Annotated in this window: 13 protein-coding genes and 1 pseudogene; 6 read left to right on the top strand and 8 right to left on the bottom strand. The window is 37.9% G+C overall.

Translation table 11 applies throughout. The annotated features are described in order from the left end of the window. Nucleotides 1–48: 48 nt before the first annotated feature. The 3 genes from RTX21_RS06645 to RTX21_RS06635 form a co-directional block, all read right to left on the bottom strand. A complete protein-coding gene (locus tag RTX21_RS06645; RefSeq protein ID WP_312766212.1) occupies nt 49–822 on the bottom strand; it encodes an SDR family NAD(P)-dependent oxidoreductase in 774 nt (257 codons plus the stop codon). A gap of 129 nt (nt 823–951) precedes the next feature. Then, nucleotides 952–1500: a RidA family protein gene (locus tag RTX21_RS06640; protein ID WP_312766210.1), complete on the bottom strand. Its 549-nt coding sequence runs from the start codon at nt 1498–1500 to the stop codon at nt 952–954. 38 nt (nt 1501–1538) lie between these two features. Beyond that, complete coding sequence (locus RTX21_RS06635) at nt 1539–2594, bottom strand: S41 family peptidase (protein ID WP_312766208.1); 1056 nt, start codon at nt 2592–2594, stop codon at nt 1539–1541. 447 nt (nt 2595–3041) lie between these two features. Between RTX21_RS06635 and RTX21_RS06630 the strand changes: the two genes are divergently transcribed. Further along, a complete protein-coding gene (locus RTX21_RS06630; protein ID WP_312766205.1) occupies nt 3042–3560 on the top strand; it encodes a hypothetical protein in 519 nt (172 codons plus the stop codon). 92 nt (nt 3561–3652) lie between these two features. Here the strand turns inward: RTX21_RS06630 and RTX21_RS06625 are convergent, their stop codons facing one another. The 5 genes from RTX21_RS06625 to RTX21_RS06605 all read right to left on the bottom strand — a co-directional run bounded on the left by RTX21_RS06625 (nt 3653) and on the right by RTX21_RS06605 (nt 10885). Beyond that, nucleotides 3653–4801, bottom strand: a complete 1149-nt coding sequence (locus tag RTX21_RS06625) for a cytochrome c peroxidase (RefSeq protein WP_312766202.1) — start codon at nt 4799–4801, stop codon at nt 3653–3655. A gap of 3 nt (nt 4802–4804) precedes the next feature. Then, nucleotides 4805–6322 carry a DUF6850 family outer membrane beta-barrel protein gene (locus tag RTX21_RS06620; RefSeq protein WP_312766201.1) on the bottom strand — a complete coding sequence of 506 codons (1518 nt, stop codon included), beginning with the start codon at nt 6320–6322 and terminating at the stop codon, nt 4805–4807. A gap of 25 nt (nt 6323–6347) precedes the next feature. Further along, nucleotides 6348–7571, bottom strand: coding sequence for a DUF4876 domain-containing protein (locus tag RTX21_RS06615; protein ID WP_312766200.1), 1224 nt, complete (start codon nt 7569–7571; stop codon nt 6348–6350). 13 nt (nt 7572–7584) lie between these two features. Further along, nucleotides 7585–10329 carry a TonB-dependent receptor gene (locus RTX21_RS06610; RefSeq protein WP_312766199.1) on the bottom strand — a complete coding sequence of 915 codons (2745 nt, stop codon included), beginning with the start codon at nt 10327–10329 and terminating at the stop codon, nt 7585–7587. A gap of 295 nt (nt 10330–10624) precedes the next feature. Then, nucleotides 10625–10885, bottom strand: coding sequence for a S41 family peptidase (locus tag RTX21_RS06605; protein WP_312766323.1), 261 nt, complete (start codon nt 10883–10885; stop codon nt 10625–10627). Between the two features lie 908 nt (nt 10886–11793). Here RTX21_RS06605 and RTX21_RS06600 point away from each other — a divergent pair. The 5 genes and pseudogenes from RTX21_RS06600 to RTX21_RS06580 all read left to right on the top strand — a co-directional run bounded on the left by RTX21_RS06600 (nt 11794) and on the right by RTX21_RS06580 (nt 15509). After that, nucleotides 11794–12426 (top strand): response regulator transcription factor, encoded by a 633-nt coding sequence (locus RTX21_RS06600; RefSeq protein WP_312766197.1) that lies wholly within the window; start codon nt 11794–11796, stop codon nt 12424–12426. A gap of 765 nt (nt 12427–13191) precedes the next feature. Then, entirely contained in the window at nt 13192–14016 is an 825-nt protein-coding gene (locus RTX21_RS06595) for a M23 family metallopeptidase (RefSeq protein ID WP_312766196.1), read from the top strand. Between the two features lies 1 nt (nt 14017). Further along, on the top strand, nt 14018–14440 hold the full coding sequence (locus tag RTX21_RS06590) for a polymer-forming cytoskeletal protein (RefSeq protein ID WP_312766195.1): 423 nt from the start codon (nt 14018–14020) through the stop codon (nt 14438–14440). Beyond that, nucleotides 14440–15200, top strand: a pseudogene (locus RTX21_RS06585) (ParA family protein). The gene RTX21_RS06590 and the pseudogene RTX21_RS06585 overlap by 1 nt, the downstream one beginning before the upstream one ends. Nucleotides 15201–15305: 105 nt before the next feature. After that, a complete protein-coding gene (locus RTX21_RS06580) occupies nt 15306–15509 on the top strand; it encodes a hypothetical protein (RefSeq protein WP_312766193.1) in 204 nt (67 codons plus the stop codon). Nucleotides 15510–15591: the final 82 nt, after the last annotated feature.

The raw sequence follows: 15591 nt of genomic DNA, 5'->3' as shown, positions 1-15591 counted from the left end.
ATAAATGTATAAAAAACCTATGACCATAGATCATAGGTTTGTGTTAGACTACCAAGGAAGAATATGATCCTTCCCGCTGAAGTCAGCCGGACCGGTGAAGCTTCCTGTCGGCAGGTCTTCAGCCAGAGCAACCCTGATGGGTTCTTTTGAACCTTCTTCTACAGAATCCGTTCCCTGAAAATTATTCAGTGCCGTGGCCGTAAATCCCGGGCTTACCAGATGAACCTTGATATTGGTATCCTCCAATTCTATCGCCAGCGAAAGGAAAATACCATTAAGCGCCGTTTTCGATGCACCATAGACGGCATCAAAATTGGAGCGGTACGGATTTTCCAGATTAGCATTGATACCAAGAGATCCCAAAGCACTTGAAACGGTCACAATCCTTGCGTTGTCTGCTTTATGTAGCAACGGCAAAAAAGCCTGCGTCAAAGCTAATGTTCCGAACACATTCGTATCCCAGACCTTTTTAAGCTCGCTGATCGGTGCGATACTGGCACGCTGCGCACCCAAAACTTCCTCCATCGTGCGTCCTGATAATCCAGCATGGGAGACTGCAGCATTGTTGACCAACAAGGTCAGGTATCCGTGTTCTCTTTCTACAGTTTTTACCGTTGCGTTGATAGAATCTGGATTCGTGATATCCAGCTGGATCGCTTTTGCCGATCCACCCAGCTCTTCAACCGCCGTTTCGCCTTTTCTAAGGTCACGCGAGCCTACATACACGGTGTACCCATTCTCTACAAGGGCTTTAGCGATTTGAAATCCCACACCGGTATTCGCACCCGATACCAGTGCTACTTTATTTTCTTTGTTCTGCATTATTTTAATGTTTTAAAATTGATGAAGCAAAGTTGGGTATTAAAACAACAACAGATGTATCCCGATCAAGACTAGTTGAAGCCCAATCGAATTAATTATTTAGATTTGCTATGTGGCCAGCACCTTTCATTATTTCGGTAAGTGCGCTACTAGTTCAACTTCCAGCTTAGAATCTTCCATGTATAATCTTTGAACCTGTACCCAAGTGGCTGCCGGAAAATCATTGCTGTAAAATTTCTTGCGCACATCATTATACTTTTTCATTGCCTCAATATCTGTGGTGTATAAATTTTCTTTTACCACGTTGTCGAATGTGGCACCGTAATTCGAAAGCACCTTTTTCAGATTATTGTATACCGAAGCAATTCCATCTGGTGTAATATGGTTGGTCACTACGCCTGATATATAAATTACATTGTCGATCTTCACTGCTTGAGCATAGCCTGCATTGCTGTCCTGTGTTTTATTATTCCAATGCCATTTTTCTTTTTGAATTGTTCTTTCTTGAGAAAATGAATTAGTGAAAATCAGGAATAAACTAAAAATAAGGAGTTGTCTCATAGTTTTGAATAGTTTAAGATTAATAGTTCTGAAACCCGAGGATACGGGCGTAACAATACCACCATCCTCGGGTTTTATATAAGTAAGTGTGGCTTTAAAATGAGGTCTTTTTTCCATTATTTTATTTTTTACTTAGTAGTTTTTTCCTTGAGAAACTAAAAATAATATCGTGTACTGCTTTTCAAAACTTCCAGCGCCTTCAGGATCTTCTTATCCTTCATCAGATCTTCCAGATTATCACCATCCAAAATCTCAAAGTCAGGCCTGATATTGCTTTTATAAACTTTTTGATTCCTGTCCACCACATAATCCGTTGACAGGTTTAATCCAGCATCTGCATTAATTTTAAAACCCTGCACAGCAGTCGTGTAATTTGCTGTTGGTTCTCCAATAACAGAGGTGTTCTTCCTTCCAATCAGAGATATAGCAGTCATTTCACCGGCACTGGCGGTGTAGCAGCTAGTCAGGACAACGATTGGGATATCTTTTTTGATCTGTGTTTTCAGTGGTACTTGTCTTACCAGCTCAATACCGTCAATCAGCATTTTTCCGTCTTTGATTTCCCATTGTCCCGAAGACGTTCCTTTAGAATTTCTAAACCCGCCAAAAACAACATTGTCACTTCCGATAAATTCTTTTAAGCCTAATAATATCGGATACATATTACCGCCTGTATTAGTTCTCAGGTCTATGATCCAGGCTTTGATTTTAGTGGAGTTAATTTCATTAATATGGGTGGTGATGTCATTGGCGATACTGTCCACTTTCTTAAATGCAAAATCACTATTACCTGGGATTCTTATGTAGCCTGTGTTTTTGCCGATTACCTGACTTACTACCGTTGTCTCAGACTTCAACCGAGTTTTCAGATAAGCATTATCCACACCTGGAGCTTTGTTCCATCCATAGGTCTTATCTTTATACTTCAAACCGCCGTGATGATCTCCCAGCAGTTCAAACACTTCCGCATACAATGGAGCCAGCTCGGATATTTGATCCAGATTCTGACCTTTGCTGTACAATCCACTTTTGATGATCTCTATCTTAGACGTATCAACCGCATTTGTTTTTATCAGATCAATAGATTGATCAACAAACAGTTTAACACTGTCGTTTTTAAAAGTCTGAGAGAAGGAAGGGGTGTAAAAGATGACAAATAAACCAAAGAACAGGGGCTTGAGTATTTTACTAAAAAACATATAGATCTGCATAAGTCAAATATAAGGAATATCTATCCTAACCAAAAAAGAATTAAGTTGGTATTCTAGTTTTATAAACCATTAAGGAGAATTTCTATATTAATAAATATCGTGATAATCGAAGATTATAAAATTCTGATTTTAATATTAAAACTTTTGGGAACTTTCAGTTTCTATTTTGATATTAGTTATTGTTGGACTCCTTTGGTTTGTAGAAATATTATGGAGATGTTTCTTCTAAATATTATGGATTTACCTAGGGTCAAAATAAAATCTTAAACCCTGTTAGGATTCTCTATTTGGATAATTGCACAATAATTGATTCATCTGCTACAATGTAAAATTTCTTATGTCAGAATTTACAATAGGTGATAGCCCGGAGATATTAGACTTTAGATTTTAATGTTTGCTTTCAATTCGTTTTTCTAATTTCATTTTACCGATCATAAAAATACAGTTATGAAGTTCAAATTTTTTTTATTCGCACTTGTACTATTGATCAGCAATTCCTGTCGGTCGCCTAAAACTAACAGCTTTAGGGATAGCATTATCAAAAAGGAACGGGTAGCATTTCAAATCATTCTTGGGAAAGAGGGATCAGAAACCAAAAAGCTCGACAATTTGGTGAAAGGTGACTTCAAAGGCGCGTTGGCGGCCGTTGATCAGCAGAAGCTGGAGTTCGACAAACTCATTGGCAGTATTCAGACGCTTTCTTCAGACGGCATTCAAGAAGGTGAATCGCTCAAAATGGCTGCTATCAATTATTACAAGGCATTGCAGGAGCTTCACTATTTTGATAGGAAAGATATAGAACAGCAGGCATTGATTAGGAAACTGAACGGTAAAGAGAAGGAAATTGCTCAAGATGCGTTGATTGAATTGTCTCGGCAGAAGAGATCGCTTTACGCGAAGGTCTATGAGAATGAGTATCGTCTCAGTAATGCTCTCGATAAGTTTGATACCGCCAATGGATTTTAACGAGGGCAATTACTACTACCACTTTTGCTAAAGTTCAGATGTAAACACGTAATAGTTTTGATCATTTTCTTCATGACATATTCTGCATAAGATTATTTCAAAGGAAATTCTGGTCTTCTCATTTTGTACTTTGTTCCGTTCAATGATTCCAAAAAAGAGATCAGTGCAGATTTCTCGTCTTTTGTAAGCTTCAAAGGTTGCATTAGAGAATCGGTAATGGGATAGAAAGGATCTTTTTGTTTTTGTTCCGGTTTTGGATCTATCATATGCATTCCGCTATTATAGATATTGACAATCCCTTCCAGATCATCAAACAAACCGTTATGCATCCAAGGTCTGGTGAGATTAAGGTCTCTCAATTGTGGAGTTCTGAATTTGCCGACATCTTCAGGTTTTTTGGTGACATTGTAAAGTCCTAAATCTTCATACTCTCTTTTGTAGTAAGTTAAACCGATATTGTGGAAAGATTCGTCGGTTAGGTTTTGTCCGTTGTGACAGTTCATGCAACGGGCTTTTGTACGGAATATGTGCATCCCGTAAATTTCTTTGTCAGATAAAGCATTATATTTTCCATCAATAAATTGGTCGAACCTGCTAGGTTGACTTTTAATAGTTTTCTGGAACTCAGCCAACGCTTTTACGATTCTGTCATAAGTTACTTTTTTGTCACCGTAAGCGTTTTTGAAAAGTTCACTATAGTTTTTGATTTTCTGAATTTTTTTAGGAAGTTTTTGTACATCCATGGCCATCTCATGATGAGCTCCAAGTGGTCCGGATGCTTGCTCTTCCAAAGACTTGGCCCGTCCGTCCCAGAAAAAGGCTTTGCGATTAATGATATTGTAGAGGGATATGGTGTTTCTGTTTCCCATCAGATGGTCATTTCCCAATGCGATGCGCCTTCTGTCTGTCCATCCCATTTCCGGATCATGGCACGAGCTACAAGAGATTTGATTGGAATTGGAAAGTTTTGGGTCAAAGAATAGCATTTTTCCGAGAATCACCTCGGGACGATCTTGCTCTATAAAAAACAGAGAATCTCTTTTGATAGAAGAAAATTCTTTCCAAGAAACACCATAATTAATAGTTGGTTTTGGCCATTCTGTAATCGCTTTTTTGTAGCTCTTGACAATTTCTTCGATGCTGGGGTCTGGATTGTCCATTAGATCTTGTCCTACTTTGGGCGTAAAACTGAATAAAATGAAAATAAAAATGCCAAAAATTGCAAGAAAAACCTTCTTCATCTCCTAAAATATTATACCTAAACTTAGAACTGCGAAATTATTGTTTTTTTCTTTAATTGTTTTCGTGATTCGTTGTCCACTTACAAAAAATGCCGGAAGTTTTTGAATTTTAAAATCATAACGAACCAGCACTCCCATTGTAAAACTATCGCTCGTCAGGATATCAAAATCCTCAAGGATCCATTCTAGTTTTCCGGAACTCACGTTGGTATCTAATGCATTAATTGCTTTGTTCACACTTCGATAAGCGTAATTTGGTCGGAAAGTTAAAACTTGATTTTTCTTAATTTCTACTTTTAAGTCCAAATCTAATCCGAAGGTATACGCATCATATTTTTGACCAGAAAAAGGATAGATTCTACGGTCAATAACTTCTTGGTAAGAAAAAAACGGGATTGCTGTGAAAGTGTATTTTTCTTGGCTTAACTGATATAGACCTTTTATACTTGTAGTATATTGCTCCTTTTTATAAGCTTTTCTTTTGAAAATAAGTTCTGTATTATCGGAGTTGCTGGTGTAGCCATATTCTGTTCCGGTTCGCACCGTAGAGTTATAATTAAAAATCAAACCAATCCTATTATTCTTTAAAGTAATGAATTTGGCGGCTTCGATTTGGGATGTTTTGTTCTCCAAATCACTTGTGTCATAATAACGGTTTCCAACTCTTGGATGTATTCCTTTTATATTATTGGAATTGGAAAGTGTTCCAATGATATAAAAGTCTTTTCCATTCTTGCTGGAGATTTGTCCGCCAATTTTATAACCAAGTTCTTCAAATTGTGTCTCAACGGTATTATTAAAGAAATAATTAGTATAACCAAATCCAATCGATTGATAAACAATAGGAAAACTAACTTCGTTAACAAAAGCTACTTTACTATTCTGGGTGTATTTGTTAAACTCACCAAAGATTCCTACTTGGTAATCTCGGTAAACTCTATAATTTATTCCTGCTGAAAGCAATAGATCTGATGTGGTATCTCTTGATCGTGGATCTCTAGATCGGTAAGCCATTTGAGCTTCATAACTTCCAGAAAGTCCAAAAGAAAAACGATTCATTTTTTTAGCATAGCCTCCTGCGAAATGATAAGTTTCTAAATTAATATTTCCTCCTACAGAATCCAAAGTAACATAAGGCGCAATTCTTTCAAAATCCAAATTCTCGTTGTAGCGGATATTTTTTCTGGTCATATTGCTATAACCCGCATTCCCCCAAACAACACTATTTGATTTTAATTTTTTAAATGAATTGGTTTTTATACTAAATCCTGTATCTCCGGAACCTATCTGTCGAAGATAAGTTTTTTGATCATCAGATTGATAGTTAACGCTAAACTCTGACATCGAAAAAGAACTATAATCCGACATATTCGCCGGATTATAGTAAAAGTTGTTGGTTTGTATTCTTTCTTCGTTGTATTGGTTGCTGATTGTTGGAAATAAGCGTAAACTATCTTGCCCGGAAATAGAAATCAAGCCGATACAAAATGAAAGAACAATGAAAAATTTTGATTGATTCATTACTGAAAATGATGTTTTCAAAATGTTATTTTACGATACCGTTTTTCAAACTTGGTTCAGAATTACGAACGAAATCTGCAGTGGAGTTATTGGTGTCTTTGTAAAGATTTTTACCGTTGGGCATCAATCCTAATACTTTTCTTCTAACTGTTTTTCCATTGTAACCAGGAGATGCAGTCGTCCAACCCGCGTCGATAGATGGTGCTGTCAAGATTTGAAGGAAGTCATTATCACGACTTGTATTAAGAGCATCTATGATCCAAGTATTTGGGATTTTGTAAACACTTTTGTTGGTAACACCTCCTGCAGAATTGGTGTAGGAATAATCGTATTTGTTATTTGCTAAAAATGATGATGTAGATTGCCCTTTTGGTAGTCTTGCCAATGCATAGCCTTGCTGACTTGTAGTGTAAAGGAAAATCATATTAAATGTCATTTGTGTATAAATAATATCCATGTTCGGTACTGCTGGATTATCCACCTGTCCTAAACTTGGATTTGTAGAAGGAAATTCGAAATCAGCTTTTCTCAAATCAAATCCATTGGATGATGTGTGATCAATAGCGTTGTCACCTACAACAATAAAACTTCCTGGTTGTACTGGAAACTCTTTATCATTATTTTTATCTATATCGGGAACTACCATTACAGCACTAATAGGGAAAGCTTCATCTACAATATTAGGAGTTACCGTTCTTGCCACAGTGGTAAAAAACTCAGATGTTGCAATCATTAATCCATCTGCATAAAGTACTTCATCTGTATTATTTGTGATTTTGAAGTAACGAGAATTATTGTAGTTTTTACCATCATTTGTTTTTACTCCAGCGAAGAAAACCTCTTCTATAATGAAGTCTTTATTAAATTGCTTGATAATCAAAGGTAAAGATAGATTAACAACCCCTGTTTTGATATCTTGCACCGCTGTTACACCTACTTGTACTTCTTCATTATCTTTTGTAATAACAGTTCCGTTGGCTGTAATTTTGTAAGAACCATAAGGTAATTCAAAAGAGTAAGCACTTGCGTTTTCCAAAGTTTTTTTGGTGATAGCGCCGGAATTGGTTTCAAGGATTTCTATTTCAACTGTTTTGTAAGTTGCAATATTATCTCCCGTAAGAGTTACGGTAAGAACACTTTTCTGAGCAACTTCGGTCCCAAAGTCATCATTGTCGCTAGAACAAGACACAATAACTGATGAAGAAGTGAGGGCGGCAACAAGACCGATTACTAAAAATCTTTTTTTCATAATATATTAAATTTTAAAAGTTATAATTAAGTTCCATTCCAAAATAAGGTTTGTTTCCACCTTGTCTTTCTATTTTGTTTCCCAAAAAGTAATAAGAATGCTCGTAGCTAAATAATCTATTGACAAACATCGATGTCTTAAGGCTTCTGTATATTATTTTTGTGACTTTAAAATTGGCTCGGATGGTATAGGTTTCCCTCGTCGATATATTATCCGTAACAGAAACATTTCTCACAAGCCACTGTTTATACAAGTCTGTCCTGTCACTGTCCAAGAATGGCTGTACAACACCATCTAATCCTATGTAAGAAGTTGGCTCAGGAATTCTGTCGTCTTTTTTCTCATAGTTGTACAGAGAGCCTTGTACAGAAGCGGAAACAATCAATCCCAAGTTCGGGATGTAAGTGTCAATCATAAAATTATAATTTAGGTTTTCATTGATGTAACCTAAGTCGCTTTGATAGATACCATAGTAAGGATAATTGCTTCCTGCTAAAGAAATTTCTGGACGTTCTATGACAGGAACCGTATTTCTGTATTGTGTTTTAAACCAAGCTCCGGTCAAAGTGAATTTTGTATTAATACCTTTGAGTCTTGGTGAAGTGTAACCAAACTCAATTCCGTCTTTTATGGTCGCGCTTCCGTTTTCCGTAATGGTGTAATTTCCAAATTCTCTAATGGTTTCGTATGGGACATTCGTTAAGTCTGGTCCATTTTCTCCCCATTGTGATAAATCAATATAAGATGTGTTGTATTTTTTGTAAGTATTAATTTTAGTTTGCAAAGTACTTCGGAATCCATTATTAAGATCTTCCTTGAAATAGGTGATGAAAAAGTCGTGACCTCTATAACTTAGATCCAGACGGATTTCTTTTTTAATATTTTTTGCTGCCGTCAGATTTTTATTTTCACGATTCTGAACGTAAGTCATAAAGTTGACATAGCGGTAGTTTTCATCATCGTGATAATAATTGACCTGGGCATAATCTGTAAATCTGCTGTTTGGGTATAACATCAGCAAAGTTGGTTGCTTATACAAGATTCCGTAGCCCAGAGTTACATCAGTTTTCAAGGGATAATTGCCAATCATCAGATGAGGCAAATTATATTGGAGATTGATTCTTGGTTCTGCAAATATCTTTTTACTAATGATATAGGAGTTATCTATTCCCAAAAGTTTTGAAACTCTTAAACCTGTGTACAGAGAAAATTTGTGTTGATTCAAGTTATATGATATTTGATTCCCTGCGAAGAAGGCCAAATTTTGCCATGCAGGAATATCATTGAATTCTCTCGGTCTTGTTCCAATAGTTGCGGAAGGAGGGGTTGTCAAATCCCATTGCTGACCTTTTCCAAAGTTTTTGGAATACTTCCAGTCAAGACCTATTTCATATTGATTATTGAATTTCCCAAATTTTCGAGAGCCTGATGCTTGAGCAAAAATGGATAGATCTAATGGTTTTCCATTGGTTGACGATTCTGCAACATATCTGGTATCAGGATAGATTCCAATATTTTCTCCCGCAGTTGTTGCCAAAGAAAGGGCTCTTGGTCCGGAAAGTTGTACTAGTTTTACTTGTTCAATGCTTTCAAAACCTTGTCGGATGGCTGTATTTATAGCCAACTTATCAAAAATAGATGCTGCATCCAGTTTATAGATGAAGTTATTAGTGAAACTAACTCTCTGGTTAGAATTTTTATAGGAATCTGTTAATGCATAACCTGTGTCGGGATCGTATTTCTTTTTATCGATGTTATTGGAAAAATCGATGGTAGAGCGCCATTCCAATGGTTTTTGCCAAAGCGTTGTGTTTAATTTGGAACGCAAGGATGCTGTGACACGTTGATAATTTTCATAATCATCCGTTGGATCTTGCTTAGAATCCAAATAATCTAGATTAGCATTAATGCTCCAATTTTTATTGATCAGAAAACCTTTTCCAACGTAATATTGTTTGCTAAAGCCATCAGCCTTGAATCTTGCTTCCAAAGGTGAATATCCTATCTTTCTCTCGATCTTGATGACGCCTGAGGTCAGATCCCCGTAGGCAGCAGAAGGGATACCACGGATGACTTCCACTTTTTCAATATCATTGGTGGATATCGTTCGCATATCCACACCAATGGCTGGCGTGGCTCTGTTTCTGGGAGCTTCGCCCATTTGGGTATCATCAACTGAGGTTTGCAAATTGGCATTGGTGTTCCAAACGTTGTCATCTATCATGAACTGAGTGCCCAATGATGTTGTATTATAAGACGAAGGACCACCCGGATTTTCTCTTAATAAAACTCTATTGGTTGTGCTGAGGTTAGGATCTCTAGACAATCCGCCGGGAAGCAATTCCATAAGGTCTGCAAAACTGGAAGGCTGCAAATGTTCCATCGCTTGTCTGTTGATGACAGATTTGCTGGTCAGGCCTTTGCCTTCTTTTGCAGTGATGACAACTTCTGCAATTTTGGTCTCTTTTTTTAGCTCGACAATATAGGTTTGCGCGCCTTCCACATGGATGTGAAGTTCTTTTTCATCATAACTGTCCAGGGTGATGAGTAGCGTATGTTTTCCTTTTGAAAGATAGAGGACGGCAATTCCATCCGCATTTGTGATCATGTTTTTCTCATGGTCTTGTTTTACGACTGCATTCACCAAAGGAGTTTTCAGGTCATTTAGAACTTGAATGGTGATCGGGTAATTTTCGGATTGTGCTTGGACATTAATAAAAGCGAGACTGAAAAGAAATAGAAATAAATATTTGAACACACCGATTATTTAAAGATAGGGTGCAAAAATATTGATTTGATCAACTTAATCAAAGTTTATTTAGACTTATTTAAAATAAGAAATATGATTTTTATCTTGTTTTGAGATTATGGGTCTAGTTTGAATAACTTTTTTATAAAACTTTACATACACTTTGATATTCCTCAAAAGCATTCCCGAATTTTTCTGCAGTTACAAATTGACCGGTCTGATATTTTTTGTTTAAACTGTGGAGTTGGAGGATCTCAGCCTTCCACATAATTGCTTTTCAGTAGGCAGTCAATGTGCGAATAATTCACTTGGATACCAGTCTTTGTGTTCTATTGAAAATGTTTGAAGAATAGAGTTGCTGACAAGCATTGTCACCCCCGATAAACTCTTTTAATCCCAATAAGATTGGATACATATTCCCGCCTGTATTAATTCTCAGGTCGATGATCCAAGCCTTAAGCCAAGCGGAATTAATTTCATTAATATTAGAAGTTATATCATTGGCAATACTATCCACTTTCTTAAATGTAAAATCACTATTAGCTGTGATTCTGACATAGCCTATGTTTTTTATTGATCGCCTGAATGACTACCGTTGTCTTAGACTTCAACTTAGCCCTCAAATCTCCAAAGTCTTTTTAAACAGAATTCTCACCGCTCATCTCCTTTTCTTTATATCTGCCGTACGTCTGAGATCTAGCCCGAAAGGCAATGTTTGATTCCTGACTTGATACTTGCTTTAACAGATAATCGATCTTTTATCGATCGTAAAACATCCTTTTCTTATCGGGGATGCCTGCATCCAAGGCTAGGGCGACTCGATCATGACCCGGATGGTCTTTCTCCATTTTCCGCATCAGATCTTTTAAATAATGTTGTTATTAAGCGTAGCTATACAACAGACAGGGTGTCACTTTGTTCCAAGCAGCTTAATATCAATTAAATGCAGATTATATTGAATGTACCGAACCAAAACCTATGAATTTACTTATTATGGTCCGGGTTTATTGGTCAGTGGTACGAATCGCTCTTTACATTGAAGTATATTGTCAGGTACGATTTTTAATATTCTAATGAAAGTATTGTTATTTGTCAAATTAGATGTTTCTGGAATATTATGATTTTAACTACAGTTATATAGTATTAATACTACAATAAATCACAATTTATATGACTGAAATAATATTTGCTAATGTATAACAAGATTTAAATTTGTTAACATGAAGATATATTAGTTGTTAAAAGTGATAACATAGACTTATGATTTGATGACTTGGCTTCTGGATGCAAACAGCAATTGGATTATGAAAGGAGCCAATGTATTTGTAGCCTTTTGCTTAGAATATGATATTGGAACGGCTAAAGACCATAGGGAACACGTTGGTATACTGCGGTCTCAAATTTTTTTGGCATGGTAACCACTTGATTGAAATTGATATTGACATAAAATAGACTCTTTAAACTGACTGACAAATGAAAAAAAGAATTCTTATTGCTGACGACCATTATGTTGTTAGGATGAGCACGGCGCTGATACTTGAAAACCATTCAAAAGATTTTATCGTGGAGCATGCTGAAAATTATAATGAGGTTACTGTGAAGGTATCGCAGGATAACTATGATCTACTGATCCTGGATATAGAAATGCCGGGGAGCCTCTTCGAATATATGATAAAGGAGATGAAAGACCTGAATGCAGATATGAAGATCTTGATATTTTCAGGGCATAGGGAAAATGTTGCGCTACAGTATATCTTGGCGGGTGCGGAGGGTTATCTCAATAAAAACAGTGATGGCACCAGGATCATTGAGAGTGTGACGGCTATTTTCGAAAAGGGATATTACTATCCACAGGAACTGATGCATGATTTCCTGGTAAACCGGGACAGCACAAAGACTACGGCACTGCCGTTCGATATCTTGTCAGAAAGGGAGGTCGAGATCTACAAGCTCCTGATCAAAGGAGATGGTGTTCTGGAAATATCCAATCATTTGAATTTGCATATGTCCACCATAAGTACCCATAAAAAAAGGATATTCCAGAAGCTCAAGATCAATACCATAGCCGATCTCATCCATCTTCATAATAGATATTTCCCTTCATAAAGGTGATCGTCGCTTTAACATACAAGGTCAGGAGCTTGCTTCTGATCTTTCTTTTGTGCAATTGACCTGAGGTATTGATGTGTATGATATTTCCGGTTTCTCCATCATTCTACAACTACAGCCGATAGTGATAATTCTAACACCTTTTAGTGCTTAAACTACTGGTTTCCATTAGCGTATGAGATGATGCTATTTTATATTTGTACCCGGATATACAGCGTTGGATAGATAATAGAAGTAATGATTGATGATCTTCTTGGTCCTTTGATCATGGGGTCTATCAAAATAGGCATGGATAGGCCGCCTGCATTTCGATCCATCGATCGATAGGGATATTATGTATAGATATAAGTGTTGTTTTTGGGCATATATTCTGGGATCACAGGAGGTCATCATATCATTACAAAGAAAATGGGATTTAGTTACAGATGGGATTTCCATTTTGAGACTTTTGACCATGAAAATTGTTATAATAAAGCAAAACATAAAAGTGAAAAATAATTTAAGACAGTAAAAGCTTCTGCAAAAAAGAGAAAGAACTATTATTTGCGTCGGGATTATTGTTCTAGATCTCAGCCTATGGGCAGGTGGGGAGCAATACGACCATACTGTAGTAATTACATTTCGAAACGGTGGAGTAAAAAAAAATATCGTTTCCAAGAAAGCGGCTCCGAAGGTTATCATCCGGGAATTTGTTAAACAGTAAGGGACTGTTAAGAGTGATATGATGCGGGACAGTCGGTTATGATCTAAATTCATATTAAGATGGGCAGGGAAAAAACAACCGTCATATTTGTCAATAGCTCTGATAAAGGGTCAAAGATATTGCAGGTTCACACGATGCTTCTTAAACATTGGAAGTATTGGCTGGTAGCCGCTGTTATGTTCGTTATGTTGCTGATGGCTCTGTTGATAGGGTATGTTCATAACAGGAACGGTAGATATTACCGGTCCTATTACCATCAGAAGCTGGAGTACGGTAGCAAGGTCAGCAAAGCGGTCGACATTGAGAGGGCTAAAAATACATTTATGGCAATTGATGACAACATTTTGAAGATCAACCGTTTCATGGAGGCTCGCGGTCTTGAAAAACTTAAGATACAGGGAGCTCGGCAGGAATTTAATGATATGTTGGCACTGAACACGGTTTCGGACCAGTACCTGTGTTCTGTTCTTAAGATGAGAGATCTGCTGGAAATGATCCCTTTGGGCCAGCCAAGTGACGCCGTTTTTACCTCAGGCTTTGGGACGCGTGGAAACCCTTTCGGCAAGGCGGGGTCGGAATTCCACAAAGGGCTTGATTTTGCCGGGAAGTGGGGCTCTCCTGTAAAGGCAACTGCTGCCGGAAAGGTCATCTTTGCAGGGATAAGGGGAGGTTATGGTAAGTGTGTCATAGTCCGTCATGATAACGGCTTTGAGACCTTGTATGGGCATTTGTCGAAGATCGGGGTGGGCGTTGGTCAGGATGTGAAGATAGGAAGTGTCATCGGTGCATTGGGGAGCACAGGAAGAAGTACCGGGCCGCATTTGCATTATGAGGTTATTTTTAAAGGACAAAGGATTGATCCCAAAGACTATTTAAATTTATGAGATGCTTACAAGTTTACTACAGAAAAGAAAGAAAAATTTGGATCAGTTGGCCATCAGCACCACTATAGCCCATGGGGTAAAGCTCAATGGCAATATCAAGGGAGATCATGTGATCAGGGTCGATGGTGAGATAGAGGGGGATATCATGATGGGAGAGGGGATTATTGTCGGCGGGACATCGGTCATTAAAGGCTCTTTGTGTAGCGATTCTATCAAAATTTCCGGTAGGCTCATCGGTGACCTGACATGCAGGGAACTTTATATTACCGATACCGGGATTGTGGAAGGTGATCTTGTCGTAGAATTTTTAAAAGTGGATACGGGTGGTAAATATAGTGGACATCTACGAATGGACAGGGGATCTGAAAGCAAGACGCCATGTATACAGGCTATTGAAGGTATTGAAGAAAAAAAAGGTAATTAATGGCAAAGATCATCAGTATAGCCAATCAGAAAGGAGGTGTTGGTAAAACAACGACAGCGGTGAACCTGGCTGCCGCATTGGGCGTGTTGGAAAAACAGATATTGATCGTGGATGCCGATCCCCAGGCCAATGCTACATCCGGCTTAGGGATAGGGGACGTGCGATATTCCACCTATCATCTGCTGGAGCATAGTGTTGCACCTGAACAATGCATCATGGAAACCACAACGCCTAATGTAGAGATCATTGCCTCACATATTGATCTGGTGGCTGCTGAGATTGAACTGGTGGATAAGGAGGCTAGGGAGTTTATGCTGAAAAGATCGCTGGAAGATATACAGGACCGGTACGACTATATCATCATCGATTGTGCGCCGAGTCTGGGGATCATCACGGTTAATGCGCTGACCGCCTCGGATACCGTCATCATACCGATCCAATGTGAATATTTTGCGTTGGAGGGACTGGGTAAACTGTTAAATACTATCAAAGGGATACAGGCGGCCTACAATGCGATGCTGAAAATTGAGGGTCTGCTGTTGACCATGTTCGATAATAGGCTCAGGTTATCGAATCAGGTCGTGGAAGAGGTGAGGTCCCATTTCCCTCAGATGGTTTTTGATACCATTATCAGCAGGACGTTAGGCTAAGTGAGGCGCCGAGCTTTGGCGAAAGCATCCTGAAATATGATGTGGAAAGCAAGGGGGCCGTCCAATATATTCAGTTGGCGGAGGAGATTGTTTTAAAAGGTCGATATTGATCGGTCCGGAATGAACTTTAAGCTAGACCTTCATACTGGATATTAACCCCCGGTTATAGTAAGGATAGTATGATATTGAATATACAAAAGAAAATAAATTGGCTTATGAAAAGAAATACGATGATATTGGCGATAGGTCCGATACTGGTTTTGATGCTGGGGAAATATCTCAAATTCCAGGGCATATGTTTGCTGATAAGCATTTTACTGGCTTCTATGAAAGCTCAATTCCAGGACCATCCAATTCCTTATTGGCTGATTTGCCAAGGCGATTTTGGTTGGCTGCAGGCAATTGTTTCGAATGCTTAGGTCAACTTGAAGAAACAAAGAATACGTACGGTACATTTATATGATCATCATTTATTTGGGATCGTAACAGGACATTAAATAC

The sequence above is a fragment of the Epilithonimonas sp. genome (genome assembly GCF_032054305.1).
In the GTDB taxonomy this organism is placed as follows: Bacteria; Bacteroidota; Bacteroidia; order Flavobacteriales; family Weeksellaceae; genus Epilithonimonas.
The sequence above is the reverse complement of the archived record's forward strand: the minus strand, read 5'-3'. Positions and strand labels throughout refer to the sequence as shown.

Excerpts from the sequence above, each read along its gene's own strand:
- RTX21_RS06625 (WP_312766202.1), bottom strand. The coding sequence starts at position 4,801 with ATGAAGAAGGTTTTTCTTGCAATTTTTGGCATTTTTATTTTCATTTTA.
- RTX21_RS06595 (WP_312766196.1), top strand. The coding sequence starts at position 13,192 with ATGGGCAGGGAAAAAACAACCGTCATATTTGTCAATAGCTCTGATAAA.
- RTX21_RS06615 (WP_312766200.1), bottom strand. The coding sequence starts at position 7,571 with ATGAAAAAAAGATTTTTAGTAATCGGTCTTGTTGCCGCCCTCACTTCT.
- RTX21_RS06635 (WP_312766208.1), bottom strand. The coding sequence starts at position 2,594 with ATGCAGATCTATATGTTTTTTAGTAAAATACTCAAGCCCCTGTTCTTT.
- RTX21_RS06645 (WP_312766212.1), bottom strand. The coding sequence starts at position 822 with ATGCAGAACAAAGAAAATAAAGTAGCACTGGTATCGGGTGCGAATACC.
- RTX21_RS06630 (WP_312766205.1), top strand. The coding sequence starts at position 3,042 with ATGAAGTTCAAATTTTTTTTATTCGCACTTGTACTATTGATCAGCAAT.
- RTX21_RS06590 (WP_312766195.1), top strand. The coding sequence starts at position 14,018 with ATGCTTACAAGTTTACTACAGAAAAGAAAGAAAAATTTGGATCAGTTG.
- RTX21_RS06600 (WP_312766197.1), top strand. The coding sequence starts at position 11,794 with ATGAAAAAAAGAATTCTTATTGCTGACGACCATTATGTTGTTAGGATG.
- RTX21_RS06640 (WP_312766210.1), bottom strand. The coding sequence starts at position 1,500 with ATGGAAAAAAGACCTCATTTTAAAGCCACACTTACTTATATAAAACCC.
- RTX21_RS06580 (WP_312766193.1), top strand. The coding sequence starts at position 15,306 with ATGAAAAGAAATACGATGATATTGGCGATAGGTCCGATACTGGTTTTG.
- RTX21_RS06620 (WP_312766201.1), bottom strand. The coding sequence starts at position 6,322 with ATGAATCAATCAAAATTTTTCATTGTTCTTTCATTTTGTATCGGCTTG.